15 protein-coding genes and 1 tRNA gene are annotated in these 21,853 nt (G+C 62.0%); 14 read left to right on the top strand and 2 right to left on the bottom strand.

All coding sequences use genetic code 11. The features are described from left to right. The first annotated feature begins 11 nt into the window (after window positions 1-11). Window positions 12-437: a PaaI family thioesterase gene (locus I554_RS0112305; protein WP_024574984.1), complete on the top strand. Its 426-nt coding sequence runs from the start codon at window positions 12-14 to the stop codon at window positions 435-437. 60 nt (window positions 438-497) lie between these two features. Here I554_RS0112305 and I554_RS0112300 read toward each other — a convergent pair whose 3' ends face one another. Then, a complete protein-coding gene (locus I554_RS0112300; protein WP_024574985.1) occupies window positions 498-2,459 on the bottom strand; it encodes a methyl-accepting chemotaxis protein in 1,962 nt (653 codons plus the stop codon). A 117-nt stretch (window positions 2,460-2,576) separates the two neighbouring features. Beyond that, window positions 2,577-4,274 (bottom strand): HWE histidine kinase domain-containing protein, encoded by a 1,698-nt coding sequence (locus I554_RS0112295; protein WP_029659382.1) that lies wholly within the window; start codon window positions 4,272-4,274, stop codon window positions 2,577-2,579. A 221-nt stretch (window positions 4,275-4,495) separates the two neighbouring features. Here I554_RS0112295 and I554_RS0112290 point away from each other — a divergent pair. The 13 genes from I554_RS0112290 to rpoC all read left to right on the top strand — a co-directional run bounded on the left by I554_RS0112290 (window position 4,496) and on the right by rpoC (window position 21,832). Beyond that, window positions 4,496-4,571, top strand: a tRNA-Trp gene (locus tag I554_RS0112290). Window positions 4,572-4,857: 286 nt separating this feature from the next. After that, window positions 4,858-5,052 carry a preprotein translocase subunit SecE gene (secE, locus tag I554_RS0112285; protein ID WP_024574987.1) on the top strand — a complete coding sequence of 65 codons (195 nt, stop codon included), beginning with the start codon at window positions 4,858-4,860 and terminating at the stop codon, window positions 5,050-5,052. 16 nt (window positions 5,053-5,068) lie between these two features. Then, entirely contained in the window at window positions 5,069-5,599 is a 531-nt protein-coding gene (gene nusG / locus I554_RS0112280; protein ID WP_006021087.1) for a transcription termination/antitermination protein NusG, read from the top strand. Between the two features lie 134 nt (window positions 5,600-5,733). Further along, complete coding sequence (gene rplK, locus I554_RS0112275; RefSeq protein ID WP_002712322.1) at window positions 5,734-6,162, top strand: 50S ribosomal protein L11; 429 nt, start codon at window positions 5,734-5,736, stop codon at window positions 6,160-6,162. 5 nt (window positions 6,163-6,167) lie between these two features. Further along, window positions 6,168-6,860, top strand: coding sequence for a 50S ribosomal protein L1 (rplA, locus tag I554_RS0112270; protein WP_029659383.1), 693 nt, complete (start codon window positions 6,168-6,170; stop codon window positions 6,858-6,860). An 85-nt stretch (window positions 6,861-6,945) separates the two neighbouring features. Further along, the gene (locus I554_RS0112265; RefSeq protein ID WP_024574989.1) at window positions 6,946-7,893 is read left to right on the top strand and encodes a 2-hydroxyacid dehydrogenase; all 948 of its coding nucleotides are present in this window, start codon (window positions 6,946-6,948) and stop codon (window positions 7,891-7,893) included. 191 nt (window positions 7,894-8,084) lie between these two features. Continuing rightward, complete coding sequence (locus I554_RS0112260; RefSeq protein ID WP_024574990.1) at window positions 8,085-8,549, top strand: (2Fe-2S)-binding protein; 465 nt, start codon at window positions 8,085-8,087, stop codon at window positions 8,547-8,549. A gap of 3 nt (window positions 8,550-8,552) precedes the next feature. Further along, window positions 8,553-10,742 (top strand): xanthine dehydrogenase family protein molybdopterin-binding subunit, encoded by a 2,190-nt coding sequence (locus I554_RS0112255; RefSeq protein WP_024574991.1) that lies wholly within the window; start codon window positions 8,553-8,555, stop codon window positions 10,740-10,742. Then, the gene (locus I554_RS0112250) at window positions 10,739-11,410 is read left to right on the top strand and encodes a hypothetical protein (protein WP_024574992.1); all 672 of its coding nucleotides are present in this window, start codon (window positions 10,739-10,741) and stop codon (window positions 11,408-11,410) included. The genes I554_RS0112255 and I554_RS0112250 overlap by 4 nt, the downstream gene beginning before the upstream one ends. A 621-nt stretch (window positions 11,411-12,031) precedes the next feature. After that, entirely contained in the window at window positions 12,032-12,550 is a 519-nt protein-coding gene (rplJ, locus tag I554_RS0112245) for a 50S ribosomal protein L10 (RefSeq protein WP_006021081.1), read from the top strand. Between the two features lie 52 nt (window positions 12,551-12,602). Further along, window positions 12,603-12,980 (top strand): 50S ribosomal protein L7/L12, encoded by a 378-nt coding sequence (gene rplL, locus I554_RS0112240; protein ID WP_006021080.1) that lies wholly within the window; start codon window positions 12,603-12,605, stop codon window positions 12,978-12,980. Between the two features lie 407 nt (window positions 12,981-13,387). Continuing rightward, window positions 13,388-17,506 carry a DNA-directed RNA polymerase subunit beta gene (rpoB, locus tag I554_RS0112235; protein ID WP_024574993.1) on the top strand — a complete coding sequence of 1,373 codons (4,119 nt, stop codon included), beginning with the start codon at window positions 13,388-13,390 and terminating at the stop codon, window positions 17,504-17,506. A 126-nt stretch (window positions 17,507-17,632) separates the two neighbouring features. After that, entirely contained in the window at window positions 17,633-21,832 is a 4,200-nt protein-coding gene (gene rpoC, locus I554_RS0112230; RefSeq protein WP_024574994.1) for a DNA-directed RNA polymerase subunit beta', read from the top strand. The last annotated feature ends 21 nt before the right edge of the window (window positions 21,833-21,853 follow it).

Here is a 21,853-nt window from a genome sequence, read left to right as displayed (position 1 = left end):
CAGGCGACTTTATGACCGATGCAAACGTCAGGAAGCTGGCGAAAGACGGTTGGACCATTGTCGAGGACGACGGGTTTCTCAATCTCGTGGGGCCGCTCTGGCATCGCCCGAACGATGCGACGGGCGAATACGCCATCGTCGCGCAGGCCAAGCACAAGAACCGGCGCGGTTTCGTTCAGGGCGGACTGCTGATGACCCTGGCGGACCGGTCGCTCGGCATGGCTGCGCGTCAGGGCAGCGGCGCCAGCGCAGTTGTCACGATCCAGATGGATACGCATTTCATCGATGCCGCCAGGATCGGGGAAATTCTGATCTCGACGCCGCGCGTGGTCCGCAGCACGCGCACGCTGATTTTCCTCAATACCGAACTGACGGCGGACGACCGCTGTGTCGTGATGGCGAGCGGTGTGTTCAAGATCATGAAGGGCGCGGGCTAGCGCCCAACAAAAAAGCCGCCCCGATGGGGCGGCTTTCGAATTCTTGAACTGCGATCCGGCTTACGCGGCGCGCACCTCGCGCAGGAAGGCATCGACCTGGGCCTTCAGCGTTTCGCCGTTCTGTGAAAGCTCGGCGGCCGACGAGACGACCTGATCCGCAGCAATGCCGGTTTCCCGGGCTGCGTCGCGGACGCCGACAATGTTCGCTGACACCTCGCCGGTGCCTTTCGCAGCCTGCGAGACATTATGTGCGATCTCACGGGTTGCTGCTCCTTGTTCCTCGACGGCGGATGCAATCGCGCTGGCGATCTCGTTGACCTTGCTGATGGTGCGGGTGATGCCGTCGATGGCCTCGACCGAGGTGCGCGTCGCGGACTGGATCGAACCGACCTGCGCCGAAATCTCGTCGGTCGCCTTCGATGTCTGGCTCGCCAGCGCCTTCACCTCGGACGCGACGACAGCAAACCCGCGTCCGGCTTCGCCGGCGCGCGCGGCCTCGATGGTAGCGTTGAGCGCGAGCAGGTTGGTCTGTTCGGCAATCTCGCTGATCAGTTTCACCACATCGCCGATCTTCTGGGCGGCCATGGCCAGCCCCTGAACTTCCGCGTTGGTGTCGTTCGCCTGCTTGGCGGCATGACCGGCCACCTGAGCGGATTCATTGACCTGCTGGGCGATCTCGCTGATCGAGGCGTTAAGCTCCTCTATGGCCGCGGCAACGGCCTGCGCATTGGCCGATGCTTCTTCCGAGGCTTCGGCGACGGTCGCGGTCTGTTGCGTGGCTTCTTCGGCGGTGCGCGCCATGTTCTCGGCCGTGCTGCGCAGCTCCGTCGATGCCGAACCGACGGCATTCACGATGCCGCCGACGCCGGACTCGAAACGTTCGGCGAGGGCGAGCACGGCGTTGCGGCGCTCGGTTTCCGAGGCGATGCGCTGATCTTCCTGTGCCGCGCGCAGGCGGCCGGTTTCGATCAGGTTGTCCTTGAAGACCTCCACAGCGCGCGCCATCGAACCGATCTCGTCGCGGCGATCTGCACCCGGAACCACAATGTCGTGGTTACCGGAAGTGATGGCACGCATCGCGCCCTGAAGCGCCACGATCGGACGCGCCAGACCACGGCCCACCCAGGCAGCAATCAGGATCGCGATCAGGACCGCGGCTGCGGCACCTGCCGCGAGCCACTTGGCGGAGTTGGAGGCGAGTTCTTCGTATTCCTTGGTGTTGCGGATGATCTCGACCACGGCGACAGGCTGACCCGAGAAGTTCTTGAGCGGGCCGAATGTCGTGGCAGTCGGCTGCCCGGCAAGCTCGCCGGTCAGGAAAATGGATTCGCCTGCCAGTGCACGCTTCAGAGTGGCGGGGGAGGCGGTTGCGCCCTTGACCGTCGATGCCAGGGTCTGGATCTTGTCGTCGTTGATCTGATGGATGGCGACATCGACGCCGAAGCGGGATTTCATCGAGTTCACGAAGGTCTCGCCGAACGGCGCGCCGACGTCGACCGTGCCGAGCAGGGTCTCGCCATCCATAATCGGCGTCGCGCCGAAAATGTTCAGAACGTCGCGGCCGGCTTCGACACCGCCGATCGGCTTTTTCGTCGCTAACGACTGAACGATCATCTTGCGGCGGGCAGTGACGTCGTCGCCGAATGCCTTCGGATTGTGAACCCGGGTGAGGGCGATGCCCGGCGGTATCTGGATGGTGATCAATTCGATTCCGAGCGGCTTGATGTCCTTCAGCGTCTTGTCGAGCAGCGCGTTGATGCCCGCGCGATCCTGCGCGCGGATCATAGGCTTCAGTTCGGGCATGTTAGCCACGGTGTTAGCCACCGCCTGCACGGCGCGCGTATCGGACTCCATCGCACCGATCATGTTGGCGTAGTCGGATTGCAGCTCGCGATGGAGCGCGAGATCGACCGCCGTGTTTTGCCGCCAGAGGCCGAACGCAGCCAACCCTGCGCAGGAGGCAGCCGCCACCAGTGAAATCGCGATCATTATCCGGGCGGAAACGGACCAGAGTTTGCGCATCGTATCCCCAAAAAATCCTGAGCCATGACAGAGAATTCTGTTGGAGAGTTTTTACGAATTTTGAATCAACACCGGGTTAAGGGCCGCCGTTTTGCCGTTGTTCGGCAGGCGGATTCCTCATTCGGCCGCGGAAGGTGTCTCGTTCACCTGCTGGCGCGGTTCTTCGATGGGCGCCACCATGCTCAGGTGGAAAACGAGGCCCGAGGGCGGATAGCGGAAATTGCAGTCGCCGCCGAGCTGCCGGCTGAGATTCGCGATCAGCCGAGTGCCGAAACCTTCCTCCTCGGGAGGCTGGATGGGCGGACCACCGCTCTCGCTCCAGATCAGGCTGACGATCGTGCCAGCCGGGTCGGCGCGCGTCATCCAGCCGATGGTGACGCGGCCGCTTTCGTTCGACAGCGCTCCGTATTTGAGCGCGTTGGTGCAGAGTTCGTGCAGGATCATCGCCATCGGCACGGCGGTCGTCGGCGGCAGGTCCACCGCCGGTCCCGAGATCGTAACACGATGCCCGCGCTCCTGATGCAGCGGCGCCATCGCAGCTTCCGCGATTTCCGACAGACTGGCGTGCTGCCAGTTCTTCCGCGTCAGGAGGTCATGACCGCGCACCAGAGCCTGCAGGCGCTCGTGAAACTGACGCAGCGCTTCCGGCCCCTGGCTGTGACGGAAGCTCAATGATGCAATCGACTGCACGGTGGCGAGGGTGTTCTTCACGCGGTGGGCGAGTTCGTGAACCAGAATCTCGCGCCGCTCTTCGGCGGTCGCGCGCTGCTCCTCGCGCATCGCGTTCTCGTCCATCAGCCGGTCGAAGGTCTGGCCCAGCACGCCGATTTCGTCGCTGCGGCCGACGATGCCTGTCCGCGCAGCATCATGACCGCGCCGCCAGGCTTCGGCTGTGGCCACCATGCGCATCAGCGGCCGGCGGATGATGCTCTCGCCGACCAGCCACGCCAGCAGGAACGCAACCGCGCTTCCGAGCGCGAACAGCGCGATGCTGTTACGCACGGCGCGGTCGATCGGCCCGAACGCTTCGCTGCGTGCGATGCCGCTGCTGACGTAGAGGCCGAATGGAGTCACCGACGCCGGAATGAAGCCGATAATGCGCGCGACCCCGTCGATCCCGACAATATCGTCGGTTCCCGGTGCCGACATTGCGATTCTTCCGAGGCTGTCGCTGAGCCTGGTGCCCACGAATTTTTCCGGAGTGGGTTCACGCGAGACGACAATGCCGTTGCGGTCCGCGATCAGGATGGTGCCGCCGCGCGGGACGCCGCGCTCCTTCAACTGCTGTCCGAGCCATTCCAGATTGAGGCCGGCCACCACCGCGCCTTCGACCTTGCCGTCCCGGATGATCGGGACCGCCATCGGAATGATGTTGCGGTCCGAAATCCGGCTGACTGTAAAGGGACCGATTGCGAATTTCTTCTGATCGACGGCCTCGCGGAAGTAGGTGCTGTTCGAAAGATTGGGCGAGGCGAGGCTTGGCTCGCTGAAGCAGCGGATATTGCCGTCCAGACCGACGATCAGAAGAGAGGTCAGCGGCTCGACATGCGGACGGACCCGCACGACATAATCGGTGCATGCGGTGCTGTTGAGCCGGCTGACCTCGTCTGCCTCCGCTACGGCGCGAAGAGAGGCCTGGATGCCGTCGAAAATCTGGCCGACTTCGGAGGCGACGACCTGTGCGTTGCGCAGCGCGTCCCCCCGGACCTCGGCATAGCGCGTATTGCGCAGATCGAACGCGCCGTAGGCGACTGCGGCAAGGCCGGGCAGGGATGCAACAAGGGTAAGCGCCAGCAGCCGGTGGGTGAGCGACATGCGGCGTATGGCGTTGCGAAGCGGCAAACCGTTTTCATCCCCACCGGTTGAGCTTTTAGTTAATGTACGCGGCGCATCCGGCGGCGGCAATCGCTGGAAACCGGGTTCCATCAACGGCTTAATTGCGAAGAAATTGTCCGGGAACACTCCGAGAAATCAGCGAGAAATCGCCCAGAGGGGACGTGACGCCGCAAAGATCGTTCGCTATAGAGGCGGCATACAGGGGTGTAGCTCAGTTGGTAGAGCATCGGTCTCCAAAACCGAGGGTCGCAGGTTCGAGTCCTGCCGCCCCTGCCAGATTTGACCGTATAAATACGTGTTTCTGGCCCTCGGCCCGCTCCCTGAACCTTGACCTGACGCCCGTCCCACAGTAGATAACGGCACCTGCTGCCGGCCCGCTTTGACGGATATCCGGCGCGGCATTGAAATCCCCGGACAATCGAGCCCGCTTGGCGGCTCATCCTTCAAACGAGGGTTGGGCGCAATAAACATTGGCGTGCGAGGGCTGTCCGGATTCCAGAAACAACTGAAATCACGCCAGGATACGACGTTTTCCCGGCATTATGGATGCGGACCTCAGACGATGGCTCTCAGCCCGTTCAAATTTCTGCAGGAAGTACGCTCGGAGACCGCGAAGGTCACCTGGCCGACCCGCCGCGAGACCATGATCACCACCATCATGGTGTTCATTATGGTCGCGGTGTCCTCAGTATTCTTCTTCGTCGCGGATCAGATCATTCGCGTCCTGATTACTTTCCTTTTGGGCATTCAGGCCTGAGCGCGGAACCGAAACAATGAGCATGCGCTGGTACATCGTTCACGCCTATTCGAACTTCGAAAAGAAGGTCTCGGAATCGATTCGCGAGCAGGCCAAGCAGCGCGGACTTGAAGATCTCTTCGAGCAGGTGCTGGTTCCGACCGAGAAGGTCACGGAAGTGCGCCGCGGCCGCAAGATCGACGCCGAGCGCAAGTTCTTCCCGGGCTACGTGCTGGTGAAGATGAACCTCACCGACGAGGCGTTTCATCTCATCAAGAACACGCCGAAGGTGACCGGCTTCCTCGGCGCGGAAAACAAGCCGATGCCGATTTCGGAAGCCGAAGCCATGCGCATCCTGCATCAGGTGCAGGAAGGCGTGGAGCGTCCGAAGGCATCTGTGTCGTTCGAGATCGGCGAGAACGTGCGTGTGGCCGATGGCCCGTTCGCCTCGTTCTCCGGCGTGGTCGAGGAAATCGACGAAGCGCGTTCGCGCGTGAAGGTCGCGGTGTCGATCTTCGGACGTGCGACGCCGGTCGAACTGGAATTCGGTCAGGTCGAAAAGGTCTGATCGTTTCCGTCGCTGCTCCGGCAGGGACGGTGAGAATGCCGTGGGAGGAGACAGCCGGTCGCCAGCCGCCTGTCGAACCGCACCACGGTCCTGCGAAGATCCGGAATGGTCCGGGTCGTTTGAAGGAGTAAAGTATGGCGAAGAAAGTGACCGGATACCTGAAGCTTCAGGTCCCGGCCGGTGCGGCGAACCCGTCGCCACCGATCGGTCCCGCGCTTGGTCAGCGCGGCCTCAACATCATGGAATTCTGCAAGGCGTTCAACGCGCAGACGCAGAAGGAAGAAAAGAACACCCCGATCCCGGTGGTCATCACCATTTATGCGGACCGGTCGTTCACGTTTGAAATGAAGACCCCGCCGATGTCCTACTTCTTGAAGCAGGCGGCGAAGATCCAGTCCGGCTCGAAGGCGCCGGGCCGTGACGTCGCAGGCAAGGTGACCAAAGCGCAGGTGCGCGAGATCGCCGAAAAGAAGATGAAGGATCTCAATTGCGATACCGTCGAAGCGGCCATGAAGATGGTCGAGGGCTCTGCCCGTTCGATGGGTCTCCAGGTGGCGGGGTAACGATCATGGCTGTTGGCAAGAAACTTGCGAAGGCCCGTGAGGGTATCGATCGTGAGCACCTCTATCCGCTCACCGATGCGGTGAAGATGGTCAAGGACCGCGCTTCGGCGAAGTTCGACGAAACCATCGAGATCGCGATCAACCTCGGTGTCGATCCGCGTCACGCCGACCAGATGGTCCGTGGCGTTGTCACCCTGCCGAACGGCACCGGCCGGACGCTGCGCGTCGGCGTGTTCGCGCGCGGCGCCAAGGCTGAGGAAGCCAAGGCTGCGGGCGCGGACGTTGTCGGCGCTGAAGACCTCGTTGAAAAGGTCCAGGGCGGCGCGATCGATTTCGATCGTTGTATCGCAACCCCGGATATGATGCCGCTGGTCGGCCGTCTTGGTAAGGTGCTCGGCCCGCGCGGCATGATGCCGAACCCGAAGATCGGCACCGTGACCATGGACATCGCCAACGCCGTCAAGGGCGCCAAGGGCGGTTCGGTCGAGTTCCGCGTCGAGAAGGCCGGCATCGTGCAGGCTGGCATCGGCAAGGCGTCGTTCCCGGCTGAGAAGCTCATCGAGAACATCAAGGCGCTCGCGGACGCAGTCGTGAAGGCGAAGCCTGCCGGCTCGAAGGGCACCTACGTTCAGCGCGTTGCGGTCTCGTCGACGATGGGTCCGGGCGTGAAAGTCGAGCCGGGCAGCCTCAACTCCTGATCGGCGACGGTTTGAATGATGTGAAGGCGGAGCGGGATAACACCGGCTCCGCCTTTTTTCTTTGTGGTCCAGTGGAAGTGCAGCGATGTCCCATCAAGTCCTGATCTACTCACAATTTCCCAAGGCGCTGATGGTGCGCATCGGCGAGCGTTACGATCTGCTGGACGGCAAGGGCAGGCCGCCGATCGAGACGTTCACGGCGGAGCAGTTGAAGCCGATCCGCGCCCTGATCACGGCGGGCGGGCAGGCGATCCCGCCGGCGGTGCTGGATACGCTGCCGTCGTTAGGGGCGATCATCTGCTACGGCACGGGTTATGACGGAGTGGATTTTGCCGAGACGAAAAAGCGCAACATCGTTGTCGGTCATTCGCCTGCGGCGAACGCAGCCTCCGTCGCAGATCTTGCGATGACCTTGATGCTGGCCGCGACACGGCGGTTGCTTCCTGCGGATGCCTATGTGCGCAGCGGAGGGTGGTCTGGAAAGCAGCCATCGCCGTCGATGCGCCCGCCGCTCGGCATGACCGGCCGCAAGATCGGTGTTTATGGCATGGGCGAGATCGGCGGGAAGATCGCCGCACGCTGCGCGGCATTCGAAACCGAAGTCGCTTACTACAGCCGCAGCAGGCACGACGTGCCTTATGCGTATCATGCGAGCCTGGCATCGCTGGCCGAATGGTCCGACATTCTCATGGTGGCGGTGCGCGCCGGCAAAGATACCCAGCACGCCGTCAACGCGGATATTTTGAAGAAGCTGGGGCCAAACGGCACCGTCGTGAACATTTCACGCGGGTCGGTGATCGATCAGAAGGCGCTTGTGGCAGCGCTTGAAAGCAACGTCATCGCGGGCGCCGGGCTTGATGTTTATGAAAAGGAGCCGCATGCGCCGGATACACTCACGACGCTGCCGAATGTTGTGTTGACCCCGCACATCGGCGGTCACACGGTCGAAGCGCATATCGCCATGCAAGATTGCGCGATCGCTAATCTCGATGCCTTCTTTTCAGGCAAGCAACTGCGTTATCCGGTGACGTGAAGCCGGAAAATAAAACTGTCATCATCAATGTCGTGGATGCTGACATATGTAAGAAGCCGCAACGCAAATTGCGATGCTTCGTTCCTCGCGCATTGAAAAAATTTGTATCGCCGCAGCGCACATTTGTTTGATTGCTGATTAGAACGAGTCGAATGTAGTGTTCGCCTTCGAATTTCCGAAGGAGACCCGCGATGGCGGCATTCGTACTCAAGATCAACGGCGGCGAACATCGTGTGGATGTCGACCCGCAAACACCTCTTCTCTGGGCAATCCGCGACGGCGCGGGCCTGATGGGCACCAAGTACGGCTGCGGTGTCGCGCAATGCGGCGCATGCACGGTGCATCTCGATGGCCAGCCGGTACGCTCGTGTTCAATGCCGGTCTCGGCGGTCGGCGCCAGCGAAATCACCACCATCGAAGGCATCAAGAGCCGCGAAGCACAGGCCGTGCAGAAAGCCTGGGCCGCGCTCGATGTGCCGCAATGCGGTTACTGCCAGTCCGGCCAGGTCATGAGCGCAACGTCGCTGCTCTCGCTCAATCCGAAGCCGACGGACGAGGACATCGACCTCGCAATGAACGGCAACATTTGCCGCTGCGCCACCTATGTCCGGATTCGCGCCGCGATCCACGACGCCGCCAAGTCGCTGGAGGGCTGAGCCATGAACGTTCACATCAAGAACACAGTCACCCGCGCATCCGCTCTCTCGCGCCGCTCGCTTCTGAAGGCGGGAGCGGGACTTGCGATCGGCGTTTATATCGCCAGGAGCGGCAAGGCTTTTGCGCAAGCGCCAGCCGCAGCACAGGTCAACATCACGCCGAATACGTTCCTGATCATCAAGCCCGACGACACGGTCACGGTGCTCTGCAAGCACATCGAGTTCGGGCAGGGACCTTTCACCGGCATGGCGACACTGGTGGCCGAAGAGCTCGACGCAGACTGGTCGCAGATGCGCGCCGATCACGCGCCGTCCAATCCGGTGCTCTACAAGAATCTGCTGTTCGGCGTGCAAGGCACCGGTGGCTCAAGCGCCATCGCCAACTCCTACGAGCAGATGCGCAAGGTCGGCGCGGCTGCGCGCGAAATGCTGGTGGCTGCGGCCGCCAAGGAGTGGAACGTGCCCGCCGCCGAGATCACGGTCGAGAAGGGCGTCATCAAGCATCCGTCGGGCAAGCAAGGCCGGTTCGGCGCGTTTGCCGAGAAGGCGAACCAGATGCCGGTGCCGGCCGATCCGAAACTGAAGGATCCGTCGCAGTTCAAGTTCATCGGCAAGGAAGGCGCGACCAAACGCCTCGACAGCGCCGAGAAGTCGAACGGCACGGCAGTGTTCACGCTCGACATCAACGAGCCGGACATGCTGACGGTGGTGATCGCACGCGCGCCTCGCTTCGGCGCCACGGTTGCGTCATTCGACGCGACGGCGGCGAAAGCCGTGTCCGGCGTCGTCGACGTGAAGCAGGTGCCGACCGGTGTCGCGGTCTATGCCAAGGGCTTCTGGCCGGCGAAGACGGCGCGCGATCTGCTGAAGATCACATGGGACGACAGCAAGGCCGAGAAGCGCAGCACGCAGCAACTGCTGACCGAGTTTCGCGATCTGTCGAAGACGCCGGGCAAGACTGTGAAGACGGAGGGCGATTTCGAAGCCGAAGCCGCCAAGCCGGGCGGGCGCCTGATCGAAGCCGAGTTCGTATTTCCATATCTGGCCCACGCGCCGATGGAGCCGCTGAATGCGTTCATCCACTGGCAGGGCGATACGGTTACGTCGCGCTATGGCAGCCAGTTCCCGACGCCGGATCACGCGACCATCGCGAAGATTCTTGGCGTGCCGATGGAGAAAGTCTCGCTCAAGACCATTCTCGCGGGCGGCAGTTTCGGACGGCGGGCGCAGCAGACGGTGCATGTCGCGGCTGAACTCGCGGAGGTGGCGAAAGCCATCGGCCCCGGCAAGCCGATTAAGCTGGTCTGGACCCGCGAAGACGATATGCGCGGCGGATATTATCGTCCGTTCAGCGTGCATCGCATGCGCGGCGTGGTGCGCGATGGAAAGATCGAGGCATGGAGCGACACCATCGTCGGCCAGTCCATTATGAAGGGATCGCCGTTCGAGGCGATGACCTTCAAGGATGGCCTCGACTCGACGGCCTATGAAGGCTCGAACGAAATCCCGTACGAGGTTGCCAACTTCAAATGCGACATGCATCAGGTCGATGTCGGCGTGCCGGTGCTGTGGTGGCGTTCGGTCGGACACACCCACACAGGCTATGCGGTCGAAGCCTTCGTCGACGAGTTGCTCGAGGCCGCAGGAAAGGACCCCGTCGAGGGACGGCTCGAGCTGATGAGCAAGAAGCCGCGCCATGCCGGCGTGCTTCGTGCGGTCGCGGAACTGGCTGACTGGAAGAATGCGAAGCTTGAGCCCGGTCGCGCACGCGGCGTCGCGGTGGTCGAGAGCTTCAATACCTTTGTCGCGCAGATCGTCGAACTGTCGATGGAGGCGGAAGGTCCGAAGGTCCACAAGGTCTGGTGTGCGGTGGATTGCGGCGTCGCCGTCAATCCGGACATCATCCGCGCGCAGATGGAGGGCGGCATCGGATTCGGCCTTGGTCACATTCTTTATGCCGAGGTGCAGATGGAAGAGGGCCGCGTTGTTCCGGGCAACTTCGATGCCTATCGCTCGCTCCGCATCAACGAGATGCCGGCGATCGAGGTCACCATCGTCAAGTCGAGCGAAAAGCCGAGCGGGGTCGGTGAACCCGGTGTGCCGCCGATCGGTCCTGCGGTCGCGAATGCTATGGCAAAGCTCGGTCAGGTGCGTCCGCGGCAACTGCCAATCGTACCGGGAGCATCGGCATGAGGTTGCTCAGGCAAGGAGTAATGGCGCTCGGAGCGGGCGCCTTCGCCGCGACGTTGCTGGCTTTCGCCGGCCCGGCATTTCGCGGTGAGGCGGATGCGGCGATGGAACCACCGGTCAATCCGGTGAAGCTGAAGCCGGTGTCCGCTTTTGCTGACATCAAGAATCCGAATGAGCGCGCGGTCGCGCTGTTCGAGGAAGCCGGCAAGGTGTTGATGTCGCCGCGCTGCATGAACTGTCACCCTGCGACGGAGCGTCCGACGCAGACCAACAAGATGACCCCGCATCAGCCGCTGGTGGTGCGCGGTGAGGGCGGCATGGGGGCGGCCGGCGGTCTCGCCTGTAACACTTGTCACCACGAGACCAACTTCGATCCCGCCGGTGTGCCGGGTCACCCGCAGTGGCATCTCGCCCCGGCGGAGATGGCATGGCAGGGCAAATCGCTCGGCCAGATCTGCGAGCAGATCAAGGACCCGAAGCGCAACGACGGCAAGGACATGGCGGCGCTTGTGAAGCATATGGCCGAAGACAGCCTGGTTGGCTGGGCCTGGGCACCGGGCGCCAACCGGACCCCGGCGCCGGGAAGCCAGAAAGAGTTCGGCGATCTCATCAAGGCGTGGGCTGCGGCTGGAGCCGCGTGTCCGAAAATTGTAGCGAACACAAGAGGTTGAGCTTCGGAGCCCGGTTCGCTATGCTTCGGACAGCTTAGCCGCGCGGCCTGACCGCGCGGCTTCTGGCCCGAAAAATGCTTATGGAACTCAGAATCCCCTTGGCAAGGCGGACCTGACCCGTTAAACATTCCTTTCCGGGCGTGCTGGCTATCGCTGGCGCGTCCGTGTTCGTTTTCCGAAAATCAAACCAATAGGAGTCCATTCCTCGTCGATCATTCCGCATGGATTGCTCACAAGGAACGGAAAGCCTTTGTTTTGACAGAAGAAAACGGGCAGGGGGCTGGTTCCGGCGAAAGCCGGATGAAAGCTTCCATCCTGTCCAAGACTGCAGGTGCCTTGCCTGATCCCGCGTGGAAACGGCTTCGCTTAATCTCCTGCACAGACGGGTGAAAACCGGATTTCGTGATCCACCCCGATTCGGCGGTGGCTGCGGATTTGGTTCGAACCTCGACACCTCGTTTCGGCGAGCCGCAAGGCAGACCAGAGCGAGAGGGCAGGCTTCCGAAAATGTCGTCGTGCCCGACGTGTTGAGAGATGAATGTCTCGAGGCCAGCGGGCAGGACGATCGGTGCAACCCGGCGGTTCTGTCTCAAGCGGACCGCCAACCGGAAAGAGCTTGCTGTGGAACGAGCGGCAAAAAAAGAGGCGGTCGAAACGCTGAACGAGGTCTTCAAGACCACGGGCGTTGCGGTCGTTGCTCATTATTCCGGCCTGACCGTTGCCCAGATGCAGACTCTGCGGACGCAGATGAAGCAGGCTGGCGCCTCGGTGAAGGTCTCGAAGAACCGTCTCGCCAAAATTGCTCTGGAAGGCACGGATGTTGTTTCCATCGGCTCCCTGTTGAAGGGGCCGACCGTGATCGCGACTTCAAACGATCCGGTAGCAGCACCGAAAGTTGCCATCGAATTCGCCAAGGCGAACGAGAAGTTCGTCATCCTTGGCGGCGCGATGGGAACCACCGTCCTGAATCCCGACGCTGTGAAGGCGCTTGCCTCGCTGCCGTCGCTTGATGAACTGCGCGCGAAGATCCTCGGCCTCCTTGTGGCGCCGGCGACCAAGATCGCTCAGCTCTCCACCGCGCCTGCTGCGAAGCTGGCCCGCGTGGTTCAGGCCTATGCCTCAAAGGGTGAAGCGGCGTGACGCCATTCTCCATCTCAACTGGTTCGAACTGATACGCTGAAGGAAAGTTAAAATGGCTGATTTGCAAAAGATCGTGGACGACCTCTCGAGCCTCACGGTTCTCGAGGCTGCTGAACTCGCGAAGCTTCTTGAAGAGAAGTGGGGCGTTTCGGCTGCTGCCGCTGTTGCGGTTGCTGCTCCTGCCGCTGGCGGTGGTGGTGCTGCTGCCGCTGAAGAGAAGACCGAGTTCTCGGTTGTTCTCGCTTCGGCTGGCGACAAGAAGATCGAAGTCATCAAGGAAGTCCGCGCCATCACCGGCCTGGGCCTCAAGGAAGCCAAGGACCTCGTCGAAGGCGCACCGAAGCCCGTCAAGGACGGCGTTGCCAAGGACGAAGCCGAGAAGATCAAGGCTCAGCTCGAGAAGGCTGGCGCCAAGGTCGAACTCAAGTAAGTCGTTATGTTTCCCGGCCGGTCCTTCGGGACCGGCCGGACACTTTAATGTGTGACGGTTCGATGATTGACCCCCTCGAATCGCCGCGATGACCGCCTACATAGGCGGAGGCACGAAAGGACGGATCGCCCTTTGAAACCCGGATCGATTTCAAGGCGGGACGTTGGGAGACGAGATATTTCGGGCTTTAACAGGCCGTAGGGATTGTTTTGACGGGCAGAGCGCCACTAACGCTCCGCGCGTCATTTTGCGTCTTGAGATTCGGAACGGGAAAGCCCGCCGCCTGAAGCTCGGATGCCGCGAGGCCGGGACGGTTGTCCGGGCGATTTGAAATTCAACCCGGATGCGGTGCCCATCGCACTCCGGAAGCGGCCGCCAGTCAAGGGCGGCAAAAATGAGAGGCCACGATGGCGCAGCAGACGTTCACCGGTCGCAAGCGAGTTCGCAAGTTTTTCGGACACATCAAGGAAGTTGCCGAGATGCCGAACCTCATCGAGGTTCAGAAGGCGTCTTACGACCAGTTCCTGATGGTGGACGAGCCTCAGGGCGGACGGCTTGATGAAGGCTTGCAGGCGGTTTTCCGCTCGGTGTTCCCGATCAACGACTTCTCGGGAACCTCGCAGCTTGAGTTCGTTCGTTATGAATTCGAGCAGCCGAAGTATGACGTCGACGAGTGCCGCCAGCGCGGCATGACGTTCGCTGCGCCGCTCAAGGTGACGCTGCGCCTCATCGTGTTCGATATCGACGAAGAAACCGGCGCCAAGTCCGTCAAGGACATCAAGGAGCAGGACGTCTACATGGGCGACATTCCGCTCATGACGATGAACGGCACCTTCGTGGTCAACGGCACCGAGCGCGTTATCGTCTCGCAGATGCACCGTTCGCCGGGCGTGTTCTTCGATCACGACAAGGGCAAGACCCATTCGTCGGGCAAGCTGCTGTTTGCCGCGCGCGTGATTCCGTACCGCGGTTCGTGGCTCGACATCGAGTTCGATGCCAAGGACATCGTGTTCGCGCGTATCGACCGCCGCCGCAAGATTCCGGTGACGTCGCTGATGTTCGCCCTCGGTCTCGACGGCGAAGAAATCCTGTCGACCTTCTACAAGAAGATTCAATACAAGCGGATCAAGGAAGGCTGGCGCGTGCCGTTCGTCGCCGACCGCTTCCGCGGCTACTCGACGATCAACGACCTGATCGATGCCGATAGCGGCAAGGTCGTGCTCGAAGCCGGCAAGAAGCTGACCGTCCGTACGGCGCGCCAGCTCCAGGAAAAGGGCCTCAAGGCGCTGCGCCTGTCCGACGATGAACTCGTCGGCATGTACCTCGCCGAGGATCTGGTGAACCCGAAGACCGGCGAAATCCACGCCGAAGCCGGCGAGGAAATCACCGAAAAGCTGCTGAAGGCGCTGAACGAGCAGGGCTACAAGGAGCTGCCGCTGCTCGACATCGACCACGTCAACATCGGCCCCTACATCCGCAACACGCTCTCCGCCGACAAGAACATGACGCGTGAAGACGCGCTGTTCGACATCTACCGCGTGATGCGTCCGGGTGAGCCGCCGACGCTCGATTCCGCACAGGCCATGTTCCAGTCGCTGTTCTTCGACGCGGAGCGCTACGACCTGTCGGCCGTCGGCCGCGTGAAGATGAACATGCGTCTCGAACTCGATGCGCCGGACACCATGCGTACGCTGCGCAAGGAAGACATCCTGGCCGTCATCAAGACGCTGGTCGACCTGCGCGACGGCAAGGGCGAAATCGACGACATCGACCACCTCGGCAACCGCCGTGTGCGCTCGGTCGGCGAGTTGATGGAGAACCAGTACCGCATCGGTCTGCTGCGTATGGAGCGCGCGATCAAGGAGCGCATGTCGTCGGTCGATATCGACACCGTCATGCCGCAGGATCTGATCAACGCGAAGCCTGCCGCTGCCGCTGTGCGCGAGTTCTTCGGCTCGTCGCAGCTCTCGCAGTTCATGGACCAGACCAACCCGCTGTCGGAAATCACCCACAAGCGCCGTCTCTCGGCGCTTGGACCGGGCGGTCTGACGCGCGAACGCGCGGGCTTCGAAGTCCGCGACGTGCATCCGACGCACTACGGCCGTATCTGTCCGATTGAGACGCCGGAAGGCCCGAACATCGGTCTGATCAACTCGCTCGCGACCTTCGCGCGCGTGAATAAGTACGGCTTCGTGGAAACGCCTTACCGCAAGGTCAAGGACGGCCGCGTGACCGACGATGTGGTTTATCTCTCCGCGATGGAAGAGGGCCGCTACCGCGTCGCTCAGGCGAACGTGCCGCTCGACAACAAGGGCCGCTTCACCGATGACCTGGTGATCTGCCGTCATGCGGGCGAAGTTCTGCAGCTGCCGCCGGACCGCGTCGACTACATGGACGTGTCGCCGAAGCAGCTCGTTTCGGTCGCTGCGGCGCTGATCCCGTTCCTTGAGAACGACGACGCCAACCGCGCGCTGATGGGCTCGAACATGCAGCGTCAGGCCGTGCCTCTGGTGCGCGCCGAAGCGCCGTTCGTCGGCACCGGCATGGAAGGCGTCGTGGCCCGTGACTCGGGCGCTGCGATCGCTGCCCGCCGCACCGGCGTGATCGACCAGATCGACGCGACCCGTATCGTTATCCGCGCGACGGAAGATCTCGATCCGACCAAGTCGGGCGTCGATATCTACCGCCTGATGAAGTACCAGCGCTCGAACCAGTCGACCTGCATCAACCAGCGTCCGCTGGTGAAGGTGGGCGATCAGGTCAAGAAGGGCGATATCATTGCTGACGGTCCGTCGACCGATCTCGGCGAACTCGCGCTCGGCCGAAACGTGCTCGTCGCGTTCATGCCGTGGAACGGCTACAACTTCGAAGACTCGATCCTGCTCTCCGAGCGGATCGTGAAGGACGACGTCTTCACCTCGATCCACATCGAGGAATTCGAAGTCATGGCCCGTGACACCAAGCTCGGACCTGAGGAAATCACCCGCGACATTCCGAACGTTTCGGAAGAAGCGCTGAAGAACCTCGACGAAGCCGGCATCGTGTACATCGGCGCGGAAGTCCGCGCCGGCGACATCCTCTGCGGCAAGATCACCCCGAAGGGCGAAAGCCCGATGACGCCGGAAGAAAAGCTTCTGCGCGCCATCTTCGGTGAAAAGGCCTCCGACGTTCGCGACACCTCGCTGCGCGTGCCTCCGGGCGTGCAGGGCACGATCGTGGAAGTCCGTGTGTTCAACCGCCACGGCGTCGACAAGGACGAGCGTGCGCTGGCGATCGAGCGGGAAGAGATCGAGCGTCTTGCCAAGGACCGCGACGACGAACAGGCGATTCTCGACCGTAACGTTTACGGCCGTCTTGCTGACCTGCTCGAAAACCGCCAGGGCATTGCTGGCCCGAAGGGCTTCAAGAAGGACACCAAGATCACCCGTGCGGTGCTCGAGGAGTATCCGAAGTCGCAGTGGTGGCAGTTCGCATCGCCGAACGACAAGCTGATGGCTGAAATCGAAGCCATGCGGAAGCAGTACGACGAATCGAAGAAGGGCCTTGAACAGCGCTTCCTCGACAAGGTCGAGAAGCTGCAGCGCGGTGACGAGTTGCCGCCCGGCGTGATGAAGATGGTCAAGGTCTTCGTCGCAGTGAAGCGCAAGATCCAGCCTGGCGACAAGATGGCCGGACGTCACGGCAACAAGGGCGTGGTGTCGAAGATCGTGCCGATCGAAGACATGCCGTTCCTCGAAGACGGAACGCATGCGGACATCGTGCTCAATCCGCTCGGCGTGCCGTCGCGCATGAACGTCGGCCAGATTCTCGAAACGCACCTCGGCTGGGCCTGTGCGGGCCTCGGCAAGCGGATCGGGCAGGCTGCGGAAGCCTACTGGTCGAAGCAGGACCTCAAGCCGCTCAAGGAGACCTTGAAGAAGGTCTACGGCGACGACGAGACCATCAAGACGCTGAACGACCAGGAGCTGCTCGAGCTGGCGCGCAACCTCAAGCCCGGCGTGCCGATCGCAACGCCGGTGTTCGACGGCGCCAAGGAGAAGGACATCGAGGATATGCTCGACCTCGCCGGCATGAACAAGTCCGGCCAGTCGGTTGTCTACGATGGACGCACCGGCGACCAGTTCGATCGCAACGTGACGGTGGGCTACATCTATATGCTCAAGCTGCACCATCTCGTGGACGACAAGATCCACGCGCGTTCGATCGGTCCTTACTCGCTCGTGACCCAGCAGCCGCTGGGCGGCAAGGCGCAGTTCGGCGGACAGCGTTTCGGCGAAATGGAAGTGTGGGCGCTCGAGGCTTACGGCGCGGCGTACACGCTCCAGGAAATGCTGACCGTGAAGTCGGACGACGTGGCCGGCCGTACCAAGGTGTACGAGGCCATCGTGCGCGGCGACGACACGTTCGAAGCGGGTATCCCGGAGTCGTTCAACGTGCTGGTCAAGGAAATGCGCTCGCTCGGCCTCAACGTCGACCTGCACAATTCCAAGCTGGGTCCGACGCCGACGTCCGAAGCGGCCGAGTAATCAAGATTTCATGCCCGGCCCGAGCGGCCGGGCATCCGCGCCTTGTCTGAACGTCGGGCAGGGCGCGAGACAACTGACAAGTTTCGAATTTGCTGCCGGTGACGATCGGCACGCGAGGAGAAGACGATGAACCAAGAAATTATGAATCTCTTCAATCCGACGACTCCGGCCCAGGTCTTCGACCAGATCCGGATTTCGATCGCATCGCCTGAGAAGATTCTGTCGTGGTCCTACGGCGAGATCAAGAAGCCGGAAACCATCAACTACCGCACGTTCAAGCCGGAGCGTGACGGCCTGTTCTGCGCGCGCATCTTCGGGCCGATCAAGGACTACGAATGTCTTTGCGGCAAGTACAAGCGCATGAAGTACAAGGGCATCATCTGCGAGAAGTGCTCGGTCGAAGTGACTCTGTCGCGCGTCCGGCGCGAGCGCATGGGCCACATCGAGCTGGCCGCGCCGGTTGCGCACATCTGGTTTCTGAAGTCGCTGCCGTCGCGCATCGGCCTTCTGCTCGACATGACGCTGAAGGATCTCGAGCGGATTCTCTATTTCGAATACTACGTTGTTCTCGAGCCGGGTCTGACCGCGCTCAAGGACCGTCAGCTGCTGTCGGAAGAAGAGTATCTCCGCGCGCAGGACGAATACGGCCAGGACAGCTTCACCGCCATGATCGGCGCGGAAGCGATCCGCGAACTGCTGAAGGGTCTCGAGCTTGAGAAGCTCGAAGGCCAGCTTCGTGCCGAGATGGGCGAGACCGAGTCCGACATCAAGCACAAGAAGCTCGCCAAGCGCCTGAAGATCGTCGAAGCCTTCCGCGTGTCCGGCAACAAGCCGGAGTGGATGATCATGACCGTGGTGCCGGTGATTCCGCCGGATCTGCGTCCGCTGGTGCCGCTCGACGGCGGCCGCTTCGCGACCTCCGATCTGAACGACCTGTACCGCCGCGTCATCAACCGCAACAACCGCCTGAAGCGGCTGATGGAGCTGCGCGCGCCGGACATCATCATCCGCAACGAAAAGCGCATGTTGCAGGAGGCCGTCGACGCACTGTTCGACAACGGCCGCCGCGGCCGCGTCATCACCGGCGCCAACAAGCGCCCGCTGAAGTCGCTCGCCGACATGCTCAAGGGCAAGCAGGGCCGCTTCCGTCAGAACCTGCTCGGCAAGCGCGTCGACTACTCCGGCCGTTCGGTCATCGTGGTCGGTCCGGAGCTGCGCCTGCATCAGTGCGGCCTGCCGAAGAAGATGGCGCTCGAACTGTTCAAGCCGTTCATCTACTCGCGGCTCGACGCCAAGGGCCTGTCCACCACCGTCAAGCAGGCGAAGAAGCTCGTTGAAAAAGAGCGTCCCGAGGTCTGGGACATCCTCGACGAGGTCATTCGCGAGCATCCGGTGCTGTTGAACCGCGCGCCGACGCTGCATCGTCTCGGCATTCAGGCGTTCGAGCCTGTGCTGATCGAGGGCAAGGCGATCCAGCTTCACCCGCTGGTCTGCGCCGCGTTCAACGCCGACTTCGACGGCGACCAGATGGCCGTGCACGTTCCGCTGTCGCTCGAAGCGCAGCTGGAAGCGCGCGTGCTGATGATGTCGACCAACAACATCCTGCATCCGGCGAACGGTCAGCCGATCATCGTGCCGTCGCAGGACATCGTGCTCGGCCTGTATTACCTCTCGATCATGCGTGAGGGTCTGCAGGGCGAGGGCAAGGTCTACCGCGACATGGCGGAGATCGAGCACGCGCTGTTCTCGAAGGTCATCCACCTGCACACCAAGATCAAGTACCGGTGGACCGGCGTCGACGAGGAAGGCAAGACGATCTCGAAGATCTACGACACCACCGCCGGCCGCGTCATGCTCGGCCAGGTTCTGCCGAAGCACGGCAAGGTGCCGTTCGACACCATCAACAAGCTGATGACGAAGCGCGAAATCTCGGGCGTGATCGATCAGGTGTACCGTCACTGCGGTCAGAAGGAGACTGTGATCTTCTGCGACCGCATCATGGCGCTCGGCTTCTACAACGCCTTCAAGGCGGGCATTTCGTTCGGCAAGGACGACATGGTCGTGCCGAACGGCAAGTGGAAGATCGTCGATGACACCCGCACGATGGCGAAGGACTTCGAGCAGCAGTACAACGACGGCCTGATCACTCAGGGCGAGAAGTACAACAAGGTGGTCGATGCCTGGGCGAAAGCCTCGGAGAAGATCGCCGAGCAGATGATGAAGGAAATTTCGTCCGTCAAGAAGAACGCGAAGGGCGAAGATTCCCAGATCAACTCGATCTACATGATGGCTCACTCGGGCGCGCGTGGTTCGCCGGCCCAGATGCGTCAGCTCGCCGGCATGCGCGGCCTGATGGCCAAGCCGGACGGCTCGATCATCGAAACGCCGATCGTGTCGAACTTCAAGGAAGGCCTGACGGTTATGGAGTACTTCAACTCCACCCACGGCGCCCGTAAGGGCCTCGCGGATACGGCGTTGAAGACCGCGAACTCGGGCTATCTTACCCGCCGTCTGGTGGACGTGGCGCAGGACTGCATCATCACGCAGGACGATTGCGGCACCAAGCTCGGCATCAAGATGCGCGCCATCATCGACGCAGGCACGGTCGTTGCTTCGCTGGCGTCGCGTATTCTCGGCCGCACCGCGGGCGAGGACCTGCGCGATCCGGCGACCAACAAGGTCGTCGTCAAGCGCGGCACGCTGATGGAGGAGACTCACGTCGACGCCATCCAGCAGGCCGGCATCCAGGAAGTGAAGATCCGCTCGGCGCTGACCTGCGAACTGGTCAACGGCATCTGCGGCAAGTGCTACGGGCGCGATCTCGCCCGCGGTACGCCCGTCAATCACGGCGAAGCTGTCGGCGTCATCGCCGCGCAGTCGATCGGCGAGCCGGGCACGCAGCTCACCATGCGCACGTTCCACATCGGCGGTGCGGCGCAGATCAACGAGCAGTCGTTCATCGAGTCGAACTTCGAGGGTAAGGTCGTCATCAAGAACAAGGCGATCGCAACCAACAGCGAAGGCTTCAATGTTGCAATGGTCCGCAATATGGTCGTCGCGGTTGTCGATGCCGACGGCACCGAGCGTGCGACGCATCGCATTCAGTACGGCGCGCGCATGCGCGTCGAGGAAGGCGATATGATCAAGCGCGGCCAGCGCATCGCGGAGTGGGATCCGTATACCCGTCCCATTCTCACCGAAGTCGAAGGCACGATCGGTTTCGAGGATCTGGTCGAAGGCCAGTCGATCTCGGAAACGCTCGACGAATCGACGGGCATCGCCAAGCGCGTGGTTATCGACTGGCGTACGACCGGCCGTGGCGCGGACCTGCGTCCTGCCATCGTCGTGAAGGGCAAGGACGGCAAGGTGCTGAAGCTGCCGCGCGGCGGTGACGCCCGCTACATGCTGTCGGTGGACGCCATTCTGTCGGTGGACGTGAACGCCAAGGTGAAGGCGGGTGACATCCTCGCGCGTATCTCGACGGAGAGCGCGAAGACCCGCGACATCACCGGCGGTCTGCCGCGCGTCGCGGAACTGTTCGAAGCCCGCAAGCCGAAGGATGCCGCGATCATCGCGGAAATCGCCGGCACGATCCGCTTCGGCCGCGACTACAAGAACAAGCGCCGCATTTCGATCGAGCCTGTCGACAAGAACGAGGAGACTCGCGAGTACCTCATTCCGAAGGGCAAGCACATCCATCTGCAGGACGGCGACATCGTCGAAAAGGGCGATTTCATCGTCGAAGGCAATCCGGCGCCGCACGACATCCTGGCGATCAAGGGCATCGAGGAACTCGCCGCCTATCTGGTCAACGAAATCCAGGAAGTTTACCGGCTCCAGGGCGTGCTCATCAACGACAAGCACATCGAAGTGATTGTCCGTCAGATGCTGCAGAAGGTCGAGATCACCGATCAGGGCGAGACCGACATGATCTCGGGCGAGCAGGTCGACAAGATCGAGTTCGACCAGCTCAACGCCAAGGCGAAGGACGAGGGCAAGAAGCCCGCGACCGGAACTCCGGTGCTGCTCGGCATCACCAAGGCGAGCCTCCAGACGCGGTCGTTCTTCTCGGCAGCGTCGTTCCAGGAGACCACTCGCGTGCTCACCGAAGCTGCCGTCAACGGCAAGGTGGACCCGCTGGAAGGCCTCAAGGAGAACGTCATTGTCGGCCGCCTGATTCCGGCCGGTACCGGTGCTTCGATGGCGAAGATCCGCGAAGTCGCGACCAAGCGCGACAAGCTGATCCTCGACGAGCGCGAGAAGCAGGCGGCGATTACACCTGCGGCTCCGGAAGCGGAACCGCTGGCCCTGCCGCCCGCGGAATAATCTTCTCGCGCGGGGTCGCGT

The sequence above is a fragment of the Afipia sp. OHSU_II-C1 genome, assembly GCF_000497575.1.
GTDB lineage: Bacteria > Pseudomonadota > Alphaproteobacteria > Rhizobiales > Xanthobacteraceae > Afipia.
Note: the sequence above shows the minus strand (reverse complement) of the source record. Positions and strands in the feature narration are given on the sequence as shown.